This window comes from Bacillus sp. EE-W1, assembly GCF_009760835.1.
In the GTDB taxonomy this organism is placed as follows: domain Bacteria; phylum Bacillota; class Bacilli; order Bacillales; family Bacillaceae_G; genus Bacillus_A; species Bacillus_A wiedmannii.
The window spans coordinates 96,069-120,066 of sequence record NZ_WIPE01000058.1; the positions used below are offsets into that span (position 1 = coordinate 96,069).

Below are 23,998 nucleotides of genomic sequence, written 5' to 3' on the forward strand. Positions count from 1 at the left end.
TTTGCGTATCAATAAATTTATTAGTGAAGCTGGAAAAGCGTCTAGACGTGGAGCAGATAAACTAATTAATGAGAGAAGAGTAATTATTAACGGTAAGGTTGCAAAAATTGGTGACCAAGTAAATCCAGGTGATGATGTACGTGTAAATGGAGAGCAACTTCGTATTGCTCGAGATCACGTATATATCGCTTTAAATAAACCAGTAGGTATTACATGTACGAGTGAAAAAGCTGTAAAAGGTAATATTATCGATTTAGTGAATCATCCATTACGAATTAGTCACATTGGACGTCTTGATAAAGACTCAGACGGTTTAATTTTATTAACGAATGATGGTGATATTGTAAATGAAATTTTACGTGCTGAAAACAAACATGAAAAAGAATATATCGTTTCAGTAGATAAGCCAATTACACCTGATTTTCTAGAGAAAATGGCAGCTGGTGTGAAAATTTTAGGAACGAAAACGCTTCCTTGTGAGGTAACACAGTTATCAAAATATGAATTCCAAATTATTTTAACTCAAGGGTTGAATCGTCAAATTCGTCGTATGTGTGAAGCTTTAGGTTATCAAGTATACACTTTAAAGCGTACAAGAATTATGAATATAGAATTAAATAATTTACCTGTTGGACAGTGGAGAGATTTATCGAAGAAAGAGAAACGACGTCTATTTTCAGACTTAAATTACGAACCACAAGATTGGTAAAATTGAGAAGAGGAAACCAAAAATCTATTTTTGGTTTCTTTTTTTATTTAATAAAAAATCATTTTTAAACACTTGCAAAAATAAAATGAATAAGATATAGTAAATAACAATTAATGGATGTACTTTTAAAAGCAAAGAAAAGGACACGAGTTATTTTATCCGGTTATACAGAGAAGGAAGGAAAGCTGAGAACTTCCTAACGCAGAAAAATAACTTACCACCTTAGAGCTGCACTGGGGAAACTAAGTATCTAGTGCCGTGTAAGCGACGTTATCGCAAAAGAAGCCATTATGTTTTTTGTGATGGGAATCTGGGTGGAACCACGGATATAAGCATATTCGTCCCTATTTTAGGGATGAATATGCTTTTTTGTATTCAATTTCATAATAAGCAAAGAAAAGGACACGAGTTATTTTATCCGGTTATACAGAGAAGGAAGGAAAGCTGAGAACTTCCTAACGCAGAAAAATAACTTACCACCTTAGAGCTGCACTGGGGAAATTAAGTATCTAGTGCCGTGTAAACGACGTTACCGTAAAAGAAGCCATTGTATATTTACAATGGGAATCTGGGTGGAACCACGGGTAAAAGCACGCTCGTCCCTATTTTAGGGATGAGTGTGCTTTTTATTATGAAATGGAGAGATGAAAAATGAAAGAACAGATGATTGAAATGAAATTTCCGGATGGAAGCGTTAAAGAATTTGTAAAAGGAATTACTTTAGAAGAAATTGCGGGATCCATTAGCAGTAGTTTAAAAAAGAAAGCAGTCGCAGGGAAAGTAAATGATCAGTTATATGATTTACGCCGAAATATTGAAGAAAATGCGGAAGTAGAAATCGTTACTATAGATTCAAATGAAGGGGTAGAAATTGCAAGACACTCTGCGGCACATATTTTAGCGCAAGCTGTAAAGAGAATGCATGGTAATGTAAACCTTGGCGTAGGACCTGTTATTGAAAATGGATTTTATTATGATATGGATCTTCCGAGTAGTGTAAACGTAGAAGATTTACCGGAAATCGAAAAAGAAATGAAAAAAATTATAAATGAAAATATAAAAATAGAGCGAATTGAGGTTTCACGAGAAGAGGCAAAAAAACTGTTTCAAGAAATGAATGATCACCTGAAATTAGAATTGTTGGAAGCAATTCCTAGTGGGGAAAGTGTAACACTATATAAACAAGGTGAATTTGTAGACTTATGTAGAGGACCTCATTTACCGTCAACAGGCTATTTGAAAGCCTTCCAATTAACTCACGTTTCTGGTGCATATTGGCGAGGTGATAGTAACAATCAAGTGCTTCAGCGTATATATGGTGTTGCGTTCTCTTCTCAAAAAGAATTAGAAGATTATGTACATTTCGTTGAAGAAGCAGCAAAAAGAAATCATCGTAAATTAGGTAGTGAGCTGGAGTTATTTATGTTTTCTGAAGAGGCTCCGGGAATGCCATTTTATTTACCGAAAGGACAAATTATTCGTAATGAATTAGAAGCATTTTTAAGAGGAATTCAAAAAGAGTATAAGTATCAAGAAGTACGTACTCCGTTTATGATGAACCAAGAATTATGGGAGAAATCAGGACACTGGGGACATTACAAAGACAACATGTATTTCTCTGAAGTAGACAATAAAAGTTTCGCATTAAAACCAATGAACTGCCCAGGGCATATGTTAATGTTCAAAAATAAATTACACTCTTATCGCGAATTGCCAATTCGTATGTGTGAGTTCGGTCAAGTACACCGACACGAATTTAGCGGGGCATTAAATGGATTATTAAGAGTACGTACTTTCTGCCAAGATGATGCTCATTTATTTGTAACTCCAGAACAAATTGAAGATGAAATTAAATCTGTAATGGCGCAAATTGATTACGTTTATAAAACTTTTGGATTCGAATATGAAGTAGAGCTTTCTACTCGTCCAGAAGATTCAATGGGTGATGATAAGTTGTGGGAGCAAGCAGAAGCGGCATTAGAAAATGTATTACATTCATTGAATTATAAATATAGACTAAATGAAGGTGACGGTGCATTTTATGGACCGAAAATCGACTTCCATATTAAAGACGCTTTAAATAGAAGTCATCAGTGCGGGACAATCCAACTAGATTTCCAAATGCCAGAGAAGTTTGATTTAAATTATATAGATGAGAAGAATGAAAAGAGAAGACCAGTTGTCATTCACAGAGCAGTTTTAGGATCTTTAGACCGTTTCTTAGCGATATTAATTGAGCACTTTGGAGGCGCGTTCCCGGCATGGGTGGCACCGGTTCAAGTGAAGGTCATTCCAGTTTCGAATGCAGTCCATGTACAATACGCAGATGAGATTGCGGATAAATTAGCACAAGCTGGCATTCGTGTTGAAAGAGATGTACGAGATGAAAAGTTAGGATATAAAATAAGAGAAGCACAAATGCAAAAAGTTCCTTATGTTCTTGTTATTGGGGATAAGGAAATGGAGAACGGATCTGTAAATGTACGTAAATACGGTGAAGACCAGTCAGAAGTTATTGAACTAAATAGGTTTGTGGAGAGTATAAAAGAGGAAATAAAAAATAAGAAATAGAGATTGATAATAAAATACACCATTAACATGTATTACTGAATTTAAACTCATTAAAGAACCATAATAAATGATGAAGGGATAGCTTAATCGCTATCCCTTCATCATTTATTGCCATATATTTCACTTCATACCGTTAAATCATTTTCTGATTTTATATTAATGGCTTCTTGTAAGAGCTTTTGGAGAACTGCAGCAAAAACAGCAATCACGATAGAGGAGAAAATAATGATTAATCCAATTGGTATAAAACTTGGAGGATCAATTTTTTTTGCCATAAGATAGTAAAGTGGCATACCTAGTATGTATATGGTACCGATAGTGAGGGCACAGTATTTTATATTTTTTAAAGCCTTTACTGATAATACCGAGAACGCTTTGTTCTTATCAATATAACTTAAAAGTTTAAAAACTTGATACAGAGCGAAGTAAAAAGGTATCGTCGCTACGTACATATCGATTAAAACGAGAGATTTCATATAAGCAATAGCTGGATACAATTCTCCAGCGAAATTCCCGATTTTAGGAACTAAAAATATGCACAATGCAAGTACTACTATACCTATAAAAACAATAGCTAGTTTTAAAAAGAGTGTTGTAACTTGTTTCATAAAAAGCACCTCGTTTATTTAATGACAACATGATTTTATCATATAATTTATCGTTTTAAAATAAAATTATATTGTTTTTTAACTTATTATTGTTGTTATTTATGTATCCCGTTAATTTTGATAAAAATAAAAAACTTGCTCATTACAAAGGAATCCGCCTTATGAAATGGTCTGTAATATTTTTACCTTACAAAAATGTAAGGTAAATGTAAGCGAAATCGAAGGAACGAGTTTTAGAAAAGTGAGAATATGGAATAGGAAAAAGGTTTACGTAACTCGTGTAATCCTTTCTGATTGAAAAATTTAAAAATTATTAAGGATTTACATGAGAAAAAGATAAGAAATATGTGAGAAATTAATTTTACACAAAAGGGATGGAGTGAAAGAGATGCCAACAAATGTAGTTACTGTAGAACGTGTAGAAAAAACGTATGGGAAAAGAAATGAGAATCAGTCAAAAGCGTTAAGGGGTGTGTCATTAAGTATTAAAGAAGGGGAATTCGTCGGGATTATGGGTCCTTCTGGATCTGGAAAAACGACTTTACTTAATGTGATTAGTACATTGGATCAATCAACAGGTGGCAGTGTGACAATAGCTGGTACAAATATTACTTCTATGAAGGGGAATGCATTATCTGATTTTCGATCTCAAAAATTAGGATTCATTTTTCAAGATTTTAACTTACTAGAAAACTTATCAATTTATGAAAATATCGCTTTACCACTTTCTCTGCAAGGCGTACCTTCAAGTGAGATTACGGGGAAGGTAAATGAGGTTGCAAAGAAATTAGGGATTACTGAAATTTTAACGAAATATCCAACTGCTGTTTCTGGTGGACAAAAGCAAAGAACGGCGGCAGCACGAGCTTTAGTACATAATCCAGCAATCGTATTAGCAGATGAACCGACAGGTGCGCTTGATAGTAAAAATGCAAAAAGCTTATTAGAAGCGATGCAAGATTTACATGAAAATCACAATGTAAGTATTTTGATGGTTACACACGATGCATTTAGCGCGAGTTATTGTGAACGTATTTTATTTATTCAAGACGGTCTTCTTTATAAAGAGTTAAAGCGTCAAGGAACGCGAGAAAATTTCTATCAAGACATTTTAGGCGTGCTCGCTCATATGGGCTCAGCTGCTGAGTCTAAGTAGGGGGCGAGACTATGTTATTCAAATTATCACGTCATAGTATGAAAAAGATGTTAAAAGATTATATGGTTTTACTTATTGGTCTCGTTATTAGTATTAGTATTTTCTACATGTTCCAAACGATGGCGATGAATAGTGAATTTACGAAGGATAATAGTCTTATTGGTAGTATTAGACTCGTATTTTGGGTAGGTGCCATACTATTATCTTTCATTACTGTATTTTATATTATATATGCCAATTCTTTCTTACTCACATTAAGAAGAAAAGAACTCGGTATGTACATGATGCTCGGTGCGAAAAAGAAAAAAGTAGCACAGTTATTATTTATTGAAACATTCGGTATGGGTATTGTCAGTATTATTATCGGAATCTTAGTAGGGATGTTACTTGCAAGTGTAGCAGGAAACTTTTTAATGAATGGTATGGAAATTTCAGCAAAAGGTAGTTATTCATCTGTATATACACCAGCAATCTTAGTTACAGCTATTTTCTTCTTAATACTATTTTTTATTACTGGTTTAATGAATAGCATCCGTTTATTACGTAAAACAGAATTAGAATTAATACGTGAAGATGAAACACTAGATGAAGTGAAGAAAAGTAAAACTCGCATTATTATAATGACTGTACTTGGTGTATTACTAGTAAGTACAGGATACTATTTTATGGTAAATATAAAAATGTTTGCTGAACTTGGTTTTATAATAGCGACAATCGTTACAACACTCGGAACATATTTTATCTTTAGTTCATTGCTTCCATTTTTTGTGATGAAAATTAAAGGGAATAAAAAACGAAATGAAACGGGCTTAAATAGTTTTACATATGCACAGCTACGCTTTCGAGTAAATAGTTTATCGAGAGTATTAGGTACCGTAGCGATGTTAATTGCATTAGGTGCAGGTGCGATGACGGCAGGGATGGCGTTCCAAAAAAATGTAGGTATTATGACCGACTTCTCTCGTGTATATGATGTCGTAATTCATGATTCAAATGATCAAGATAAAGCAGCCTTAAAAGAAATGGAAATTGTGGAAGAAAGCAAGTATAAGTATAAAGTAGATGGAGAAGCGGTTTATTATTTACGTAACGACTTAACTGAGAAACCACCACTTGTTTCAGACCACTTTGATACAAAAACTTTAAAAGAACCTGCTCGTAAACGTGTGGCTGAACCTTTAACTGAACCTGTTTATTCTGCTTTGGAAGCTCCTGAAGCAGCCAATAAACTTCCTCGTATGCCAAGGGATTGGGAAGATGCGGTTGTAAGAGAAATACAAATTACACATAATCAATTTAACGGAAAACCTGTAAGAATTGCTGATGAAGAACACTACAAAGCAGTTCAAGGAACGGAACATAGTGTAACATTAGCAAAAGTAGATGATATGAAAAAATATAAACCGTTGTTGCTCGATATAGATAAGAGACAAAAAGAACAAATTGAAAAAACAACAGGTACAAAAGTAGACTTATTTACAAAAATGACAATTTATCAGTTTATGAACAGTTTCATGAGTGGAACAATGTTTATGGGATTTTTCCTTGGAATTGCCTTTTTAGCAATGATGGCAAGTTCGCTAATGTTCAAAATATTAACAGGTGCTTCTCGTGACGTACGCCGTTATGAAATGTTACGAAAAATCGGTGTGAGACGTAGTATGTTAACGAAAAGTATTTACAAAGAAATTTCATATTTATTTATCTTCCCAGCAATTATTGGAATTTCCCACGTGTTAGTAGGGCTTAACTTATTCAGCTTTATATTAGTTGACCCGTTTGTGAAGGTATGGGTGCCGATAGGGATTTTCTTAGTCATTTATTTCATCTATTACTGGATTACTGTCCAGCTTTATAAAGGTATGGTAATGCCGAAAGAAGAGGTTGCGAAATAGTTAAAGGAAAAAAGTCTTTGTTTTGAAAACAAGGGCTTTTTTCTTTATTTTTAATACATTTTGACTGAGTCTTTCTATAAATTTTATATTTGAAAATTAAGAAAATATTAAGAGTTTATATAGGGGAAAATTAAGAAGTGTATGGGATATTAAAAATGTGCAAACGAGCAAGATGAAATTAGAGAGAGAAATTGTTATATATTCATATTATTTTGAGGGAGTTTTACAGAATTAAATTGATGTTTTTATAAATTTAAAAGAAAGGAGACTACTTATGAAGAAGATAAAAAAATTAATAAAAGTTATTGGTGCCATCACTACACTATTATTAATCGTAGCACTAATATTTCCTACATGGACTTCGCAAATAAAGGGGAAGAACAGTATAAACATATTAGAGAAAGTAGAGATAAATGGCAGTGGTCATGAAATTATGATACGCGGCAAAGATAGGAACAATCCAGTTATTATTTTTGTACATGGTGGACCAGGAACTTCAGAAATACCATATGCTCAAAAATACCAAAACTTATTGGAAGAGAAATTCACAGTTGTTAATTACGACCAAAGAGCGAGCGGGAAGTCGTATCATTTCTTTGAAGACTATTCGAACCTTACATCAGATCTTCTTGTAGAAGACTTATTAGCTATGACAGATTATATTTCAAACCGTCTTGGTCGAGAAAAAATAATATTGGTTGGTCATTCTTACGGTACATATATCGGAATGCAAGCTGCCAATAAAGCCCCTGAAAAATATGAAGCATATGTTGGCATCGGGCAAATGAGTGATACAGTAGAAAGTGAAATGGATAGTTTAAACTATGTGATTGAACAGGCACAAAGTGCTGGGAATACAGATGAGGTTGCCTATTTAAATGAGTTGACTGAAAAAATTAAAAATGGCGATACATACACTCCGAGGAATTATGTTGCGAAATATGGTGGAACATCAAGACTCATTGAAAATCCAGATGGTGATAACATCGGAATGTTACTCAGTAATGAATATAACTTGTTAGACGTAATTCGTTATAACGTTGGATTATCACATTCTCAAACTGTCTTATTAGAAAAGGATTTAAAGAATCCATTGCCTACTAAGGTGACTAAAATGAAGCTACCGCTTTATTTCCTTATGGGGAAATATGACTATAACACTTCATATCATGCAGCAAAAACATATTTTGATACGATTGAAGCAGGTCAAAAAGAATTTATTACTTTTGAGAAGTCAGCTCATTATCCACAATTTGAAGAGGAAGAAAAATTTTATAATTGGATGTGCGATACATTCGTAAAATAAATAAAGTGTATCCGAACTTTAGAAAATTATAATAGTTAGCGAGACGTATAAAGACATTTAGATGCATAGTATTAACTGAAGCGAAGTTAAATAAAAAGACTCTTGATAAAAAACAAGAGTCTTTTTTATATTGTTCTCTATAGAGAAGGAAAAGATTGGATAATGGTCGAAAAATATAATATAACTTCCAAGAAATGACTGAAAAAATAAAATTTTGTTGAGAGAAAGAGTTAGAAATATGAAAGAAATGCTACAGTTATTTCGCAACAAAGTGTATGGCCGTTTTTTTCTAGCAAATATTTTAGAGCGACTCGGTTCTATGATTGCTGGAATTTCTTTAATGTTTTATTTGTTAGACCAGTACGGAAAACAACCAGTTTACGCAACGATGACACAAATTATGATGGCATTACCCGCATTAATCTTTTTTCTATTAGTAGGGACAGTAGTGGATCGTTTTGATAGACAACGTATTTGTACGGTAAGCAACATATGTTGTTCGCTCTGTAATATCGGAATTCTAATTTCGCTTTATTACGGAATGATTATACTCGTCTTTATATTTTTATTTTTGGAAAATGCATGTATACAATTTTTCTCTCCATCAGAACAGTCGATGATACAAGGAGTAGTTGAATCAGACCAATACGGTGTAACAGCAGGTATGAATCAAATGGTAAATAGTTTGTATGCTTTGTTTGGTGTAGGAATTGCAACGATGGTGTACTGGACTTTTGGAATTTACGGGAGCATTTTAGTAAATACGCTCACTTTTATTATGAGTGGTATTTTGATTCAAACGATCTCCATTCCAGAAAAAGTGCGTTTGCCAAACGGTAGAACAAAATGGAAAGAAGTTAATTTGAAAATGTTAATAACAGAGTTTCAAAAAGGGATCAAGTATATATATCAAAATGACACTTTAAAAAAATTACTTTTAGGATTTATCGTGTTTGGACTATTAAATGGTATTTTAAGCGTATCCACAACTTACATATTAAAATATAAATTAGCACCAGCAACGTATGAAAGTTTAGCGATGGTGGGTGGTGTAGTTGGAGGGATTTCATTACTAATTGGAAGTGTAGTAGCAACAAGTGTAGGGAAGAAATATGCACCTAAGCCTATTATTGTCTTTGGTATGGCTGGCTCAGGGGTCTTTTTGGGTATGTGTTACTTTGTAAACCACGTATGGTCTTTTTATGTATGTATCGCTTTTGCGACTTTCTTTTTACCGTTTATTAATGTTGCAATTATGGGCTGGATGTATGAAATTGTAGAAGAATCATTCATGGGACGTGTTCAAAGTTTACTTAGTCCATTAACGACAGGATTCCAGCTGTTATCTCTCGGTGCGATAGCGATGTTGTTCCCGAAATGGATTCGTGCAGATACGTTGTATATTATTTTATTTGGTTTATTATTTTTTGTTACGTGTTTATATCAAACCATTTTACCGAGTGGGAAGAAACGGGTGCAAAGTATAGCTGAAGAGATGTAATATATGTGGTTTTTGATTTCTGAATATTCTATCGGATGGTAAGGGGAAATCGTTATGTTGATGCGAATTGCTAAATGGTGTGGGGTTACTTGTTTACAACTAGTAGCTGCAATTTTATGTATAATCTGTCTAGGCGCGCTACCGCGTTTATTTAAGGGATTGCAAATGGATTTAATCGGTTTTTGGAACACGATTGTATTTCTTGGAGGAAAGTTACTTCAACCAGGTGAAATTACATATGGATTTCGGGACTCAAGAAAATTATTTCCACAAATATGGATTCATTATTTTGAAACGATGATTGTATTTCTCTCAGCGTTTTTACTATCTTTGCTTATAGCGTATGTACTTGTCGTTTGGGTATTGCAACGTTCTCATATGAAACAGAAAATGTGGAACGGGATTTTTCTTACGCTTGAGAGTATACCAGATATATTACTTATTTTATTATCACAACTTCTTGTCGTAATTCTTTTTCAAAAAACAGGATTTATGCCGGTCAAACTAGCTGGATTAGGGGAAGAAAGGATACGTTTGTTACCGATTATATGTCTTACAATACCAACAACATTATTATTTATTAAACTGTTGTTATTACGATTTAAGGAAGAGTTAGAGAAAGATTATAGTTTGTTTGCCAAGAGTAAAGGATTAAGCTTACAGCATATTTTGACACATCATATTTCAAGAAATGTTTTATTGACGACAATTTATTATGCGAAAACAAATATATTATTTATGCTTTCCAATTTATATATTATTGAATGGATATTTAATACATATGGTATGTTTGTTTTTGTAAAAGAAAATTCTAAATTAGAAATATTTACAGTGAGTCTAGTAATATTATACGTACCGCTTTTTATACTATTTCGTATATTACATACACTCTTGCAAAATGTGATAAAGGAGCGTGTGTAATATGTGGCAAGTTGTAAAAAGAGATGTGAGATTTTGGATAGGTATTACTTTTTTAAGTGTACTAATGATTGTTAGTATTGGATATACGGTGTTTTTTGATGGGAATATTCGCGAACTTACGATGATGTATAACGAAAAAGGAGAACTAGAAGCAGCTCCATTTTCGCCATCAAGTAAATTTTGGTTTGGAAGTGATGTGAAAGGCCGCGACCTTGTCCAATTAATAATAGAAGGCGCGAAATGGACAGTTGGAGCGAGTATAATTATAGCGATTTTACGAGTTATAGTTGGAGGGGGAGTTGGTTTACTTCTTGGTATGTATGGTAAACGTTCTTTTCCAGTTATTTCATCATTTTTTGATCCTTTTAGTATTGTACCGATGGTCATGATTTCTTATTTTATGTTAAATGAAGTTTTAACGTTTGACAGTGGAGCGGAAGTTGTGCCGTTGTATTTGCGGGTGGCATTTCAAATTATAGTTCTTGTATGTCTTGCTGTACCAACGGTTATGTTGTATGTAGCGCAAGAAGTAAAGCGTATTAAGAAAGAAGAATTTATGTTGGCAGCTACTGTGCTCGGCGGAAGTAAGTGGCATAGGTTGAAGCGCCATATATGGCCGCATATGTTACCGCCATTTCTTTTATTAGTAGCGCAACAATTTGTAAGTACTTTATTACTACTTTTACACCTTGGTTTGTTGCAATTATTTTTTGGTGGAACAATAACCTTCAGTGGAATGGATCCAGATAGTGTAACAAAAGAATGGACTGGCCTAATTGGTCAAAACTTCCGCCATTTAACTACACATACATGGATTGTACTTATACCAATTGCTTTTTATAGTATGACAATTTTAGCGGGAAATCTAGTTAGTAATAGTATGCAAGATGCGATTAAACTAGGAAATATAAAAATACTTAAGAGCAAGGATAAAGAAGTAAAGGAAGAGAAACGAATACAAACTAATGTGAATGATTTTTCTTTTTATAGAGAAATACAAAAATAAAAGAGATAGCTGAAGACAAATCGTTTTCAGCTATCTCTTTTGTTTATAGTGGAGGTAAATCAATCTTACCTTCTTCAAATAATTCTTTTATCATATGCTTCGTATAACCAGCGGCTTGACCAAAGGTGATTTTTGCTGGCATTGGTGCTTCATTTACATCTACAACTACATCAATAATACACGGACTATTTTGTTTTACCGCACTTTCGAAAGCAGGAAGTAGTTCATCTACATTCTCAACACGGTATCCAATACCTCCGCACGCCTCTGCGTATTTTGCAAAATCAGGGTTTGTTAAGTCTGTACCAAATTCGATATTCCCCATAACTTCTTGTTCGAATTTAATCATGGCGATTTTATTATTGTTTAAAACGACGACAACGATTGGTAGTTTATATTTAACAGCTGTTACGAAATCGTTCATTGTCATTCCAAAACCACCGTCACCACAAACTGCAAATACTTGTTTATCCGGGAAAGCAATTTTTCCAGCAAGTGCACCAGGTAAACCGCAGCCAAGTGTTGCGAGCCAGCTAGAAATAATAAATTGCTGATTTGTCATACGAAAGTGCCTTGCTGTCCATACTGTTACATTTCCGACATCGACTGATAATATTGCATCATCATGAGCTACTTGTTGCAGTGCATGCATAACGCGTTGTGGTTTAATTGGAGTAGAAGAATCTTCTTCTTGATTGTGTAATTTTTCTTCCCACTTTTTCATCATTTCTTGATGATGCTCTAAGAAGGAATGGTCCTCGTGTTTTTCTACATTTTCAATTAACCATTTTAATGTTTTATCAGCATCACCAGCTAAGCCAATATCTGTTACGTAACGTTTTCCTATTTGGGCAGGATCAGTATCGATATGAATTGTTTTTGCTTTTTCGGGCAAGAAACCTGTGAACGGATAGGATGTACCAATCATAATTAAAGTATCCGCATGTTTCATTGCTTCATAAGAAGGTTTCGTTCCAATTAATCCTAATCCACCGATACAAAGTGGATGTTCATCAGGAATAATTCCTTTAGCTGGTAATGTAAGTACGATTGGAGCACCGATGTGTTCTGCGAAAGTAAGTAAAGATTCTCTCGCATGTTTCGCACCTTTTCCAGCTAAAATTACAGGCTTTTTCGCTTCATTTATTGCGAGTTTTGCAGCATGTATATCTTCTTCTTGCGGAAATAACTCAGGTAATGTAAAAGAAGTATTTGTAACACGAGCACCACTTTTTACTTCGAATTTCGGAACATCATCTGGAATCGTAAGAACAGATACACCTTTTTTCGTATAAGCCATTCGAATCGCTTGATTCACAACAGCAGGCAACTGTTCTGCTGACATAATGCGCTGGTTATATACCGCAACATCATCGAATAATCTTTCTAAGTTTACTTCTTGGAAAAAATCCGTCCCGAGTAAATCTGTTTCTACTTGACCTGAAATTGCTAGAACAGGGACTTTATCGAGTTTAGCATCATATAAACCATTTAATAAATGAATAGCACCGGGCCCTGCGATTGCCATACAAACGCCGAGTTTCCCTGTTAATTTCGCATAGGCAGCTGCTGCAAGTGCACCAGCTTCTTCATGGCGCACTTGAATAAATTTGATTTTATCTTGTTTTTTTCGTAAAGCTTCAATTATAGAATTGATGGAATCTCCAGGCATTCCGTATATATGTTCTACTCCCCAGTCAATTAAAAGGTCAACTAGAGCTTCACCGGCTGTTTTCCCAAACATAATTTTTCCTCCTTATAATTAGGTAGATACTATTATGTTTTGGAGAAAAAGGAAAAATATACAAATGATTATATTATTATCTTTAATGATGACCAGCGAATAGCGTAAATACTGCTATTAGTAAAAAACCACTAGTTGCCCATGTTAAAAATGAAAGGAAAGAGAGCTGTTTCTTTGCTTTCCAAAGCATTTCATGAATTGTAACATAGCCAAGGGAACCGATAGCACTTCCCATAATGAGCCCTTGTAGATGAAGAGCTTTTTCTTCCATCAAAATGCCAAAAACAGTACCGGTACCGAGAATAAGTGAAAGTAATAAAGTTGTTAGTAAAAATGAAATATATTTATGCTTTGTAAAGAGAAAGGGGATAATTAAAGCTAATCCTTCAGGAATATGGTGAACAACGATTGCTATTAAAAAAGGAACTGCAGATTCAGCATGATTAATAAAAGCTGTACCTAAAGCAAATCCACTTGGCAAATTATGAATAAATATAGCAAAAGAAAGAAAAAGGAAAGTTTGCCACGCTTGTTGATCTTTTTTATGTATCATTGGATGGTGACAATAGTTATCTAATAAGCTCATAACTAAAATACCGATAGCTATACCAAGTATAGGCCCAATTATTTCATAGCTTGCAAATGTTTCAGGAATAATTTCAAGAGATAAAAGGCCAAGCAAAATTCCGCCACATAATGCATATAAACGATGCATTTTTTCTTCAATTAGTTGGCGCGTAGCAATGCCGACAGCACCGCCTAATAGTAATCCACCGAATGAAAAAAATGTAACTATCATAGGAATCCATAATCGTTCCATCGTATCACACTCCGATTCTTCCACTTATTTTTAGCTTACGAAAAGGAAAGTTAGATTAGTCCAAGTAATTGTGTTTGATTATAGAGAAAAAACTAATAATTCGTTATAATTTATATATTAAACTTAAGTGGAAATATGAAATGGGGAATACGTTTGCAAACAAAATGGAGTCTATCTGAATACGAAAATCCAAAACGATATGATATAGAAAATAAAAGTCTGTCAGATTTTCCGTTCTTACTATCATGGGCACAAAAACTAAATATACAAAATGAATGGATTCTAGATATTGCCTGCGGAACAGGAAGGGTTACAATTCCATTTATAGAAAACGGATATCAAATGATTGGTGTAGATATACATGAAGGTATGCTTGCTGAAGCGAAGAGAAAATCTATGGATTGTAAAAAAGTAAAATGGTTACAACAAGACTGTTTACAATTAAAGATTGAAGAAACAATTCTGTTAGCATTTATGGTTGGTCATGGATTTCAACACTTTCTTACGAATACAGATCAAAATAAGTTATTAACATCTATTCATCATGTGTTAGCTGATAATGGTATATTTATATTCGATACACGTTTTCCTTCAAAAGAAGAATTAATACAACCATCTACAGAAGAATATTGGACAACTATTAGTGATGAAATGGGAAGAAAATGTGATTTATATACTGAAATGACATATGATTCAATTCAGCAAATACAGCATTACATAACAACAAGAAGATTTTATGAGGGTGATATGCAAGTAGAAGAACTGAAAACAACGATTGATCTTCGCTATACGTATCCACAGGAGTTAGAAAGATTATTAGTAGTGAATGGTTTTGAATTATTACATATATATAATGATTGGGAAGGAAATAAGTTAGGGGAAGACTGCTATTCTATGGTAGTAGTTTGCCGGAAGAAAAAATAGTATTATTTTTAAAATATGAGTGTGAAAAGCTTTTAAGGAGAGAAAAAGATGACTTGGTACTTAGATAATGTTTATGAGATAAATAAAGAAGCGCCCTATACATTCTATCTTCCTAGCTCAGAAGTTTTGGAGAAATTAAAGGTTGGAGATTTGGTAAAGTTAATTTTTGTAACTAAAATCGAAGACGAAGATGGGTTTCATGGTGAACGAATGTGGGTGGAAATCACTGAAAGAAATGAGAAAAAGTTTGTAGGGGAACTGATCAATGAGCCATATCGTTTAGATTTAAAAATAGGTGATAAAATTTCATTTGGAATTGAAAATATATGTGATACGGAATATAATGATCCAGCTTCAAAAGATTGGGATTTTTATTTTGATACGAAGGTAATTGTTAGTGATGATGTACTTGAAAAAAGAGAATTTAACTTTATGCTTAAAGAGGGTTCAAGAGAAGAAGGTGACTCTGGTTGGTCAATATTAAGTGGCTATGAAAGTGATGACTATGTCAATAATCCTAAAAACTTTCAAATTATTTCAATTGGAGTCATTTTGAATATGGATGATTCTATTTTAAACTTTCTTGAGGAACCACCTTTATGTGCATATGAAAGAAATGATGAAGGTAGATTCTATAAAATTGAAGACTATGATTGGGATGCTTATTTAAATGGATAGATGAAGTTACTATGTTCTAAAGAAAGTGATATATATTATTTCATACTATGTGCTGGATGAAGGTTTTACAGATAATAATTGAAGAGAATAGTAATAAATGGAGGGGTTTGTAATGCAGCAAATTAAAAAAATAGGAAACTCATTTTGGTATATGACACCAGTTTCTGAAACAGATAGACCTATATTAGGAATGGTCGTTGGACAAGAAAAAACTTTAATGATTGATGCAGGGAATTCAGAAGAACATGCACAATTATTTTTAGAAATGCTAAAAGAACAGAATGTATCAAGTCCTGATTTCGTAGCATTAACGCATTGGCACTGGGATCATATTTTTGGGTTGCCTGTACTACAAGATGCATTAACTATTGCGCATGCAGAAACGAAGAAAGAAATGCAGCCACTAGTATCTTATGAATGGACAGATGAAGCGTTGGACGCACGCGTAAAAGATGGTACTGAAATTGCATTTTGTGCAGATTGCATTAAAAAAGAGTTTGAAGAAAAAGCGAGAAATATTAAAATTATTCCTCCGACCTTAACGTTCCAGGATCAAATTGAATTAGACCTTGGTGAAGTGACATGCGTGTTAAAACATGTCGGCGGAGATCATGCACATGATTCAGTTGTTATTTACGTGAAAGAAGAAAAGATTTTATTTTTAGGAGACTGTATATATGCAGATATCTTCTCTTCAAAGTGGAACTATTCGATGAAACGAACGTTTAAATTAATAGAAGAGTTGGAGGCATTTGATGCTGAAACTTATATTCTTTCTCATGGGACAGCTATAAGTCGGGATGAGTTTTTACAAGAAATGCATTTGTTAAAAACAGTAGGAACTTATACAGAAATTCATAAAGGCGATGAAGAAAACATAAAGACAGCGTATAAACGAGACGTAAATAGAGAATTAAATGAAGATGAATTAGAAACAATTACGTTTTTTGTAAATGGTTATGAAATGAATAATCAGTAAGACACTACACTAATCAAATATAATTAAACTGCATAAAAAGAGTATTGAAAGTTAATTCAATACTCTTTTCAATAGTTAAATATGTAGTTTCAAACAAATTCTAAATATGGGGTTTATCGTCTGAAATAATGCCATTCTATTTATTTTTCATATAGATAGTGGTTCAAGTGGAAGCTTTCTTCGCTAATTCAGTTATATAGTTAAAAAATCCATTGTGGTTTACATCATATACTACATTTACAGGTCGTCCATCAACAGTTTCCATTGTACGCCCCTGGCTAGGTCCATATGTATGAACAGTACTATTAATTGTTTGTAATTTTGCAAGATCAGATTTTCCTACAAACGCAGCAGTTAATACATCCCACAAATAGTAAGTAGAGTTCGTTGAGAAGTGAACGAGAGGAGGAACCATTGCATAGCATTGACCAAGGAAATCAATACCAATATATTTTCTTTCTTTTGCCCAACTTTCACGTATGTCTATAGTTAATGGAACTTGGTTTGTACTTTCTAGCGTTACTAAGTCGATTTTAATTTTTGATTCCCAAACACGAGCTACTGCTTCAGGGTCCCAAAACGAATTCCACTCAGCTGTTCCATCATGTTCGGGTTCATGAACGTTGCCGGCAGTACGAAATGTGCCTCCCATCCAAATAAGACGTTCAATTTTTTCTTCGATTATTGGTGCTTCATATAGTGCACGTGCTAAATCGGTAAGAGGACCCGTAAATAATAAAGTTGTTTTCTCTTCAGTTTGTAGTAAAGTTTCAATTAAATGATGATGTGCAGGTTTTTCTGCTACGGGTGTTACAACTTTTCCAGACTCATTTAATATTGGTAAAGCATCTACATAAAATGCATGCATCCGCCAATCTTTTGGAAATGGATTTTTGGCACGGGAATTTGATGCGGCTACTTCAATATTTCCTTTGCCGAAGCGATCAATAATTTTGCGACTTGCAGACATTGCTGGTTCTAAATAGCAATCTGCAGGGATAACTGAAACACCTGTAAGTTTGACATTATCCATCTGAAGTAATAAAAATAGTGAAATTAAATCATCTATACCACCATCATGATTGAAGTACACTTTTTTCATCATTGTAATCTCCATCCTATATAATTTAGTTAGGAATTATATATGAATTGCGGAAAAATCATCAACAATTTCCACCACTTCAATTTTTCCACTAATCAGTAACTCAGGAAGTTCATTACTGAAGTTTCCTTTCCAATACTCTCTAGCTTGTTCAATTTTTTGAGAGAATGGAATGCCGTCTTCTTTCGGTAAAAGGGTTCCGTCACCTTCAAAACAATGTCCTATCACTCGTAGTTTAACAATCTGCAAAACTTCTCGATTGTAAGAATCAAATAATGCTTTCCATTTTAAAGCGTCTTCATAGCTCTTTGCAGCATATAAATAAGCTAATCTTGAAGGGTATTCAGGGAATTCTTCTAGTCTAACCATTTCCACAATCGTTTCTCTAACGGATCTAATTGTTTGATCAATATAATTTATAACTACTGTAGCATTTTCATTTTTTATATGTATTTCTTCATTTGTATAATGTTCTTTCAAAATTTGTATAGCATCTTTACCGTTAGAATTTAAATGTTCTCTTTCAAAAAAGAAATGAAATAGGGTATTCTTTTGATTTTTATCGAAATGTATGATTTGTCCCATCTTCATTTTTTTCCTTGTAACGATGTGGTATGCGTAAAACTCTTGTTCATAAATGGGTATCCTCCTAGTAGTAATGTAATTTAATGTTACATTTAGTAATTCAACATTGAAATATATAAAACCTTTATAAGTAAAAGTGCGAATTTGAGCGGAAAGGAAAGAAAATATGATAACGCTTTAAATTTGTTCACAAAATGTTCACTTACGAAGAGGTTTCCATAATCGATATAATGACAAAGACTTAAACAGAAAGGATGATAGAAATTGCCAACAACAAGAAAGGAAAACCTCCAGTTTGGTATGATGATGTGCCTTGGGATGGTTATTGTAATGACGTTTTATAATTTATTGATGAACGGAACAGGAGGACAAATTCATATTAAGGAGATCGCATTAGAACTAATAATTGGCTTCATTATTGCACTATTAATTGAAATATGTATCGTTGGACCGTGTGCGAAAAAACTTGTCTTCACGTTACCATTTGATAAATCGAAAAAAGTAAATATTATTATTGCGATGGCGACAGCTATGGTTATTGGAATGGTGTTCTTCATGTCGTTTTATGGAATGGCTATGATGTATTTGCATAATGGGTTACATGGTGAATCATTCGTTTCAATGTATTTCTCGATTTTTATTAAAAACTTCATTATGGCGTATCCATTACAATTAATTATTATGGGGCCGCTTGTGCGTTTCTTATTTGGAAAGTTGGTTTTGAAGAAGAAATCTGTTAATGTAGCGTAATTATAATTATTAAAATTATATATATTAATAAAAAAATAAAAACACACCTCAAATATTTTGAGGTGTGTTTTTTTATGGTCATTTGCAGTTATTTTCATACTGATGTGACATTTGTCCTTTTGCCTATATAGGATTATACCTTTTAATTAAGTTAGAAATAAAAGATTAGGAGATGATTTTTTGAAAGGCATTGTATTTGCTGTATTTGCTGGCTTATTTATTACACTTCAAGGCACATTTAATGCGAAACTCAGTTCACATATTGGTATATGGTCGACAAGTATTATTACGCATTTAATTGGCTTCATTATTGCAACAACAATATTTTTGTTAAAGAAAGAAGAGAAAGTAACGGATTTAAAGCGTGTGAAAAAAATATATTTAGCAGCGGGTGCATTTGGTGTATTAATTATTTGTGCGGAAACGCTGGCAATATATTCACTAGGAGTTACATTGACAGCAGGTACACTTATGGTTGCACAATTGTTAACAGCAACTTTTATTGAGATGAAAGGATTATTTCAAATGAAAAAGATACAGATGGAGAGATATCATATTGTGGGAACAATAGTAATGATTATAGGTATTGTTGTATTTAATATGTAAATGAAAGGAGGAAATGAAAGTGGAGAATAGATCAGATTTAATTATTCATTATTTGAAAACCAATAAAACACTAGAGGCTTTTTCAGAAATAGATACAGCTCATTTTCAATTAAATCATTTTGAAAAAGGCGAGCTTATTTGCAATATAGATGACGAAATGGATCGTTTATATTTTGTTGTTAAAGGTAAAGTAAAAGTTTACACGATTACACCAGAGGGGAAGAAACTGATCCTTCGTTTTATTAATCCATTGGCGGTTGTTGGTGATATTGAATTCATACAAAATAGTAAAGCACATAATGCTGTTGAAGCTTGTTCAGAAGTTGTAGCAATCTCTATTTCCCATATGGTTATTAGAAATAAGTTATTACAAAATCCTAAATTAATGAATTTCTTGCTTAAAAACATTGCGAACACATTAAAAATATCGACTCGTTTTACAGCTCTTAATTTACTTTATCCAGTAGAAGTACGTGTAGCTAGTTATTTACTTTCTATTTCCACCGACAGTAACGGGAATATGTATAAAAAAGATTTGGATGCGACTTCTGTATCAAGTATTGCGGATTTTATAGGTGTAAGTTATAGGCATGTAATTCGGGTTTTACAAAAATTTTATAAAGAGAAATTAATTGAAAAGAACAATGGAGTTATTGTAATTAAAGATTTTTTGAGAATGAAGGAAGTTGCTAAAAATAATATATATGAGCAATGAAAAGAGGAGAGGGAGTATGATTGGATTTAGTTTAGCTATATTAGCTGGTGTATTAATTAGCGTACAATCTGTTTTTAACGCAAAGGTAAATGAAAGTGTAGGACAGTGGTTAACAACAACATGTGTTCTTGGAATAGGTCTCATAAGTTCTATTCTATTTTATATTATTGCAGAAAACAGTATTAGCATTAAAGTGTATACTACAAATTATTTGTTTTATGTAAGTGGATTGTTTGGCATTGGGTTAATTATTTGTATAATGGGTGCAATAAAGAATTTAGGTCCAGCGTATACGGTGCTAATTAGCCTTATTACTCAATTGGTCGTTGCGTTATCCATTGATACATTTGGATTGTTCGGAATGGAGAGCGTCCCATTACAAATAAATAAGTTAGTTGGTATAGACTTATTAATTTTTGGAGTAGGAATTTTTAAAAATATCTTTTCGAATAAGAAAAATATTCATATAAATGAGGATAGTGTCTAAAGAATATAAAGGGAAAAAGTGTTAATGGTCAGAACTTATACATTTAGATAGTAATAAGTGAGCGATAAGGAGAAAGGATAAATGAATTAGTTTATGTTGCAAGATGGTGTACACTATTTGAAAATTAATGGGATTTTGCATTGGTGTAAAGTTGCAGGGATAGCTCATAATACAGTTCCTCTTATTATTGTACATGGTGGTCCAGGTGGCAATCATTATGTATTCGAAAGAACACTTGGGTTGAGGTTAGAAGGAAATATGACTGTAGTTTATTATGAACAAAGGGGATGTGGACGAAGTGAGGCACCACAAGATGATGGTGCGTACTCAATCAATACTCTAGTTGAAGATTTAGAGGAATTAAGAAAGCAATTAAATGTCGAAAAAGTAAATTTGTTAGGATATTCTTTTGGTGGACAACTTTGTTTAGAGTATGCTTTGAAATATCCGAAAAAGGTTGCAAAAATGGTATTACAAGCACCGTTGTTAGATGGTTTTAATGATATGTATACTGTGCAGATAGAAGGTTTTCTGCAAATAACGAAAGGAGAAATGAAAGAACAAATATCAAAAATAAGTAAGTCAAAAATTCCTTTGAAAGAAAGATATCATCAAGTTTGGAATATAGTTGATACAGAAAATGTAGATCGTCTATTGTTTAAAAATGAAGAATTTGCAAAGTTAAATCGAAGTCTTTGGGAGGAAAGTAAGTTAAGTAATACAGGGAAGCTGAGTAAAGTTATTTTTGAAACAAAATCACCTTTACCGCTTATTGAGCGCATTAAAGATTTAGAAATTGATACGTGTGTCTTAGTCGGGGCGCATGACTATAATACGGGTGTAGGAATGAGTAATAGAATAACGAAAAAATTGAAAAATAGTAAACTTGTTATATTTGAAAATAGTGCGCATTTCCCAGATATAGAGGAGACGGATAAAGTATGTGAAACGCTTATTGAGTTTTTGGAACGATAGGAGAATCGCTAGCATTTCGGAAAATCCTCACGCTAAGAGCATACGAAATTTTAATACAGTTTTTTGGTTAATCCATTAACAAATAAGAATCCTAAAACCGCATCAGTATAGGACTGTAAAAAAAGCATAGATCTATAGAAAAAACAAAGGGATTTTCCTTGTGAGAGTATGATTTCTCCTTTTTTTGCTAACGATAATGAAACATTATGACAACCGGACATGTATAGAATATACAAACAAAATTAAACAAAATATCAATTCTATTTAATGGTAAAATAGGGGAAAAGGAAGTTCTAAATAATGCCTTTAGAAAACTCTATTTATTACATAGGGGTTACCGAAAAAAAGACGAAAGAGAAAAGAAAAAAGTAAGGGAGGGGCATAAGTGAAATATATTAATGGATTGTAAATATCATTTATATTAATGATATTTATTAATTTACTTAATACTACAATATTTGATAATAAATATTCAGGGATAACAATGTATATCTCTTCTGTTATATTCACAATTGGGAGCGCATTCTTCATAAATGCTAAACGGCTTAAAATTAGTGAGAAAAAATAAAACAAAAAGCAATTTCCACTAAAGATAATTATGTAAATAAGCTGTCCGTAGGGGCAGCTTATTTTTGGTTTAGCGTGTTTTTCTACAAAAATGCACTGGGTTCTCATAGAAAATTGTGGTGTGACGAAAATTTTAATTTTGAAGTATTTCAAAATCTTAGCTAGATGGTTATGAACCGGCCCCACTAATAAAAAGACAAGAACATTTTGAACATATCAAATATGTTCCTACCTTTGATTTTATTACGAATTTATTGTTTTTGAAGTTATGAGGACTGAATTGGATATGTGTGAGTAGTTGTTTTAGGAAAGGAGAATATGATTGAAAATAAAATATTACTAAACATATATAACTAATGAATATAATGTCTTTTTCAGTTATTATGTTGTAAATCATTTTATGATAAAATCTATTACATAATTTAATAAAGGGGTAACTAACTGTTACGATTTATTTAACCAATTATAACGAAAGTTAATTAAATATATCAGTAAGCCCTGCTAGTCAAGTGATTGGCTAGTAGTGAGGGTTAACTGCGGGCAATCCCTAAAGCTGATTGAACTACAACGTGGCTAGAAATGGCGAGCGTGAATGTTGCGAAAGCAGGAAAAATCAATCAGATCGTGCAAGGTTAAATCCTAAACACTAGAACAATGGGTCTTCCGCCTCGAATCATCTAAGTCAAAATGGATAAGATGAACGTTCAACGACTATCTCGTATAACTGACGAGAGTACACCACAAGCCTATGGTGGTGGAAAAATCCTCTATCTCTAAGTAGATAAACATATAGTCTGCGCTCATGTGAAAACATGAGAAGTTCATAAGAGAACTGGCTAAGGAATTGCGCCCTTAGTTGAACGAGATAAATTTTATTGAATCTATCAAACTTCATTGAATACAGCGAACGTATGTGCTATGTTGGATTCAATGAGGTAAGAATAATAATGAAATTTTCACGAGTTAGTCAAGTATCAGAATTAACAGGTTTGCATCCGAGTAGTCTCAGGAGAATGCTGGTGGAACACGCTACGATTCAGAAGAACAAATCTTTCATTAAAGGAGTTACATTCTGATGATATTGGCGAAGAAAGTTAGACTGATTCCGACGCCTGAACAAGAAAAAGTGCTTAGCAACCATGCTGGAGCTGCAAGATTTGCTTATAACTATTGTAAAAGAATGAGTGATAGATACTATAAGCTATTTGGAAAATCTGTTTCACAGTTAGCTTTACAGAAACGGTTTACAAAGATCAAGGAGCGAAAGCGATATAAGTGGTTACATGACATCAACGCACAAGTTCCCAAACAGGCTTCAAAAGATTTTGATACGGCGAGAAAAAATTCGTTCAAAAAGTACAACAATGGTTATCACACTTCTTATAAATCCAAA

22 protein-coding genes and 2 other annotated features are annotated in these 23,998 nt (G+C 33.2%); of the genes, 17 read left to right on the plus strand and 5 right to left on the minus strand.

Translation table 11 applies throughout. From position 1 onward, the window contains the following. The first annotated feature begins 1 nt into the window (after position 1). Both rluF and thrS read left to right on the plus strand, forming a co-directional pair. Positions 2 to 709: a 23S rRNA pseudouridine(2604) synthase RluF gene (gene rluF / locus GFJ36_RS11190; RefSeq protein ID WP_001222161.1), complete on the plus strand. Its 708-nt coding sequence runs from the start codon at positions 2 to 4 to the stop codon at positions 707 to 709. Positions 710 to 834: 125 nt separating this feature from the next. After that, positions 835 to 1,058: a binding site (T-box leader), on the plus strand. A gap of 35 nt (positions 1,059 to 1,093) precedes the next feature. Next, positions 1,094 to 1,316 (plus strand) — a binding site (T-box leader). Positions 1,317 to 1,360: 44 nt separating this feature from the next. Further along, complete coding sequence (gene thrS, locus GFJ36_RS11195; protein WP_157349555.1) at positions 1,361 to 3,280, plus strand: threonine--tRNA ligase; 1,920 nt, start codon at positions 1,361 to 1,363, stop codon at positions 3,278 to 3,280. Between the two features lie 125 nt (positions 3,281 to 3,405). On the opposite strand, the gene GFJ36_RS11200 is transcribed toward thrS, so the two are convergent. Continuing rightward, a complete protein-coding gene (locus tag GFJ36_RS11200) occupies positions 3,406 to 3,888 on the minus strand; it encodes a DUF2975 domain-containing protein (protein WP_046959368.1) in 483 nt (160 codons plus the stop codon). Positions 3,889 to 4,276: 388 nt separating this feature from the next. Between GFJ36_RS11200 and GFJ36_RS11205 the strand changes: the two genes are divergently transcribed. The 6 genes from GFJ36_RS11205 (at position 4,277) to GFJ36_RS11230 (ending at position 11,673) form a co-directional block, all read left to right on the plus strand. Further along, the gene (locus tag GFJ36_RS11205) at positions 4,277 to 5,044 is read left to right on the plus strand and encodes an ABC transporter ATP-binding protein (RefSeq protein ID WP_087982403.1); all 768 of its coding nucleotides are present in this window, start codon (positions 4,277 to 4,279) and stop codon (positions 5,042 to 5,044) included. Positions 5,045 to 5,055: 11 nt separating this feature from the next. Further along, a complete protein-coding gene (locus GFJ36_RS11210; protein WP_098230861.1) occupies positions 5,056 to 6,939 on the plus strand; it encodes an FtsX-like permease family protein in 1,884 nt (627 codons plus the stop codon). A 274-nt stretch (positions 6,940 to 7,213) separates the two neighbouring features. Next, positions 7,214 to 8,245 carry an alpha/beta fold hydrolase gene (locus tag GFJ36_RS11215; RefSeq protein WP_087982399.1) on the plus strand — a complete coding sequence of 344 codons (1,032 nt, stop codon included), beginning with the start codon at positions 7,214 to 7,216 and terminating at the stop codon, positions 8,243 to 8,245. Positions 8,246 to 8,483: 238 nt separating this feature from the next. After that, positions 8,484 to 9,746 (plus strand): MFS transporter, encoded by a 1,263-nt coding sequence (locus GFJ36_RS11220; protein WP_087982397.1) that lies wholly within the window; start codon positions 8,484 to 8,486, stop codon positions 9,744 to 9,746. 54 nt (positions 9,747 to 9,800) lie between these two features. Continuing rightward, positions 9,801 to 10,667 carry an ABC transporter permease subunit gene (locus GFJ36_RS11225; RefSeq protein ID WP_137035873.1) on the plus strand — a complete coding sequence of 289 codons (867 nt, stop codon included), beginning with the start codon at positions 9,801 to 9,803 and terminating at the stop codon, positions 10,665 to 10,667. A 1-nt stretch (position 10,668) separates the two neighbouring features. Continuing rightward, the gene (locus tag GFJ36_RS11230) at positions 10,669 to 11,673 is read left to right on the plus strand and encodes an ABC transporter permease subunit (RefSeq protein ID WP_087982395.1); all 1,005 of its coding nucleotides are present in this window, start codon (positions 10,669 to 10,671) and stop codon (positions 11,671 to 11,673) included. Between the two features lie 43 nt (positions 11,674 to 11,716). On the opposite strand, the gene GFJ36_RS11235 is transcribed toward GFJ36_RS11230, so the two are convergent. Both GFJ36_RS11235 and GFJ36_RS11240 read right to left on the minus strand, forming a co-directional pair. Continuing rightward, the gene (locus GFJ36_RS11235; RefSeq protein WP_097891017.1) at positions 11,717 to 13,417 is read right to left on the minus strand and encodes a pyruvate oxidase; all 1,701 of its coding nucleotides are present in this window, start codon (positions 13,415 to 13,417) and stop codon (positions 11,717 to 11,719) included. Between the two features lie 82 nt (positions 13,418 to 13,499). Beyond that, positions 13,500 to 14,237 (minus strand): ZIP family metal transporter, encoded by a 738-nt coding sequence (locus GFJ36_RS11240; protein WP_098230858.1) that lies wholly within the window; start codon positions 14,235 to 14,237, stop codon positions 13,500 to 13,502. Positions 14,238 to 14,372: 135 nt separating this feature from the next. On the opposite strand from GFJ36_RS11240, the gene GFJ36_RS11245 reads away from it, so the two are divergent. The 3 genes from GFJ36_RS11245 to GFJ36_RS11255 all read left to right on the plus strand — a co-directional run bounded on the left by GFJ36_RS11245 (position 14,373) and on the right by GFJ36_RS11255 (position 16,818). Continuing rightward, positions 14,373 to 15,161, plus strand: a complete 789-nt coding sequence (locus tag GFJ36_RS11245) for a class I SAM-dependent DNA methyltransferase (protein WP_097891019.1) — start codon at positions 14,373 to 14,375, stop codon at positions 15,159 to 15,161. Between the two features lie 48 nt (positions 15,162 to 15,209). After that, a complete protein-coding gene (locus tag GFJ36_RS11250; protein ID WP_087982391.1) occupies positions 15,210 to 15,839 on the plus strand; it encodes an immunity protein Imm33 domain-containing protein in 630 nt (209 codons plus the stop codon). Between the two features lie 112 nt (positions 15,840 to 15,951). Further along, positions 15,952 to 16,818, plus strand: a complete 867-nt coding sequence (locus GFJ36_RS11255; protein WP_087982389.1) for an MBL fold metallo-hydrolase — start codon at positions 15,952 to 15,954, stop codon at positions 16,816 to 16,818. Between the two features lie 163 nt (positions 16,819 to 16,981). Here GFJ36_RS11255 and GFJ36_RS11260 read toward each other — a convergent pair whose 3' ends face one another. Together GFJ36_RS11260 and GFJ36_RS11265 are read right to left on the minus strand one after the other, a co-directional pair. Then, positions 16,982 to 17,923: a nucleoside hydrolase gene (locus GFJ36_RS11260; protein ID WP_071758201.1), complete on the minus strand. Its 942-nt coding sequence runs from the start codon at positions 17,921 to 17,923 to the stop codon at positions 16,982 to 16,984. Between the two features lie 33 nt (positions 17,924 to 17,956). Continuing rightward, entirely contained in the window at positions 17,957 to 18,559 is a 603-nt protein-coding gene (locus GFJ36_RS11265; protein ID WP_098230855.1) for a DUF2441 domain-containing protein, read from the minus strand. Positions 18,560 to 18,769: 210 nt separating this feature from the next. Here GFJ36_RS11265 and GFJ36_RS11270 point away from each other — a divergent pair, with 210 nt between their 5' ends. The 6 genes from GFJ36_RS11270 to GFJ36_RS11300 all read left to right on the plus strand — a co-directional run. Continuing rightward, the gene (locus GFJ36_RS11270) at positions 18,770 to 19,255 is read left to right on the plus strand and encodes a DUF2798 domain-containing protein (RefSeq protein WP_087982385.1); all 486 of its coding nucleotides are present in this window, start codon (positions 18,770 to 18,772) and stop codon (positions 19,253 to 19,255) included. Between the two features lie 180 nt (positions 19,256 to 19,435). Next, positions 19,436 to 19,861: a DMT family transporter gene (locus GFJ36_RS11275; protein ID WP_087982383.1), complete on the plus strand. Its 426-nt coding sequence runs from the start codon at positions 19,436 to 19,438 to the stop codon at positions 19,859 to 19,861. Between the two features lie 19 nt (positions 19,862 to 19,880). Continuing rightward, positions 19,881 to 20,576, plus strand: coding sequence for a Crp/Fnr family transcriptional regulator (locus GFJ36_RS11280; protein WP_137015511.1), 696 nt, complete (start codon positions 19,881 to 19,883; stop codon positions 20,574 to 20,576). A 16-nt stretch (positions 20,577 to 20,592) separates the two neighbouring features. Then, positions 20,593 to 21,063 (plus strand): DMT family transporter, encoded by a 471-nt coding sequence (locus tag GFJ36_RS11285; protein WP_098230853.1) that lies wholly within the window; start codon positions 20,593 to 20,595, stop codon positions 21,061 to 21,063. A gap of 93 nt (positions 21,064 to 21,156) precedes the next feature. Then, positions 21,157 to 22,038: an alpha/beta fold hydrolase gene (locus GFJ36_RS11290; RefSeq protein WP_097891023.1), complete on the plus strand. Its 882-nt coding sequence runs from the start codon at positions 21,157 to 21,159 to the stop codon at positions 22,036 to 22,038. 1,642 nt (positions 22,039 to 23,680) lie between these two features. After that, positions 23,681 to 23,998 (plus strand): helix-turn-helix domain-containing protein (locus tag GFJ36_RS11300; RefSeq protein WP_157349556.1); only part of this gene is annotated, 318 nt, incomplete at its 3' end.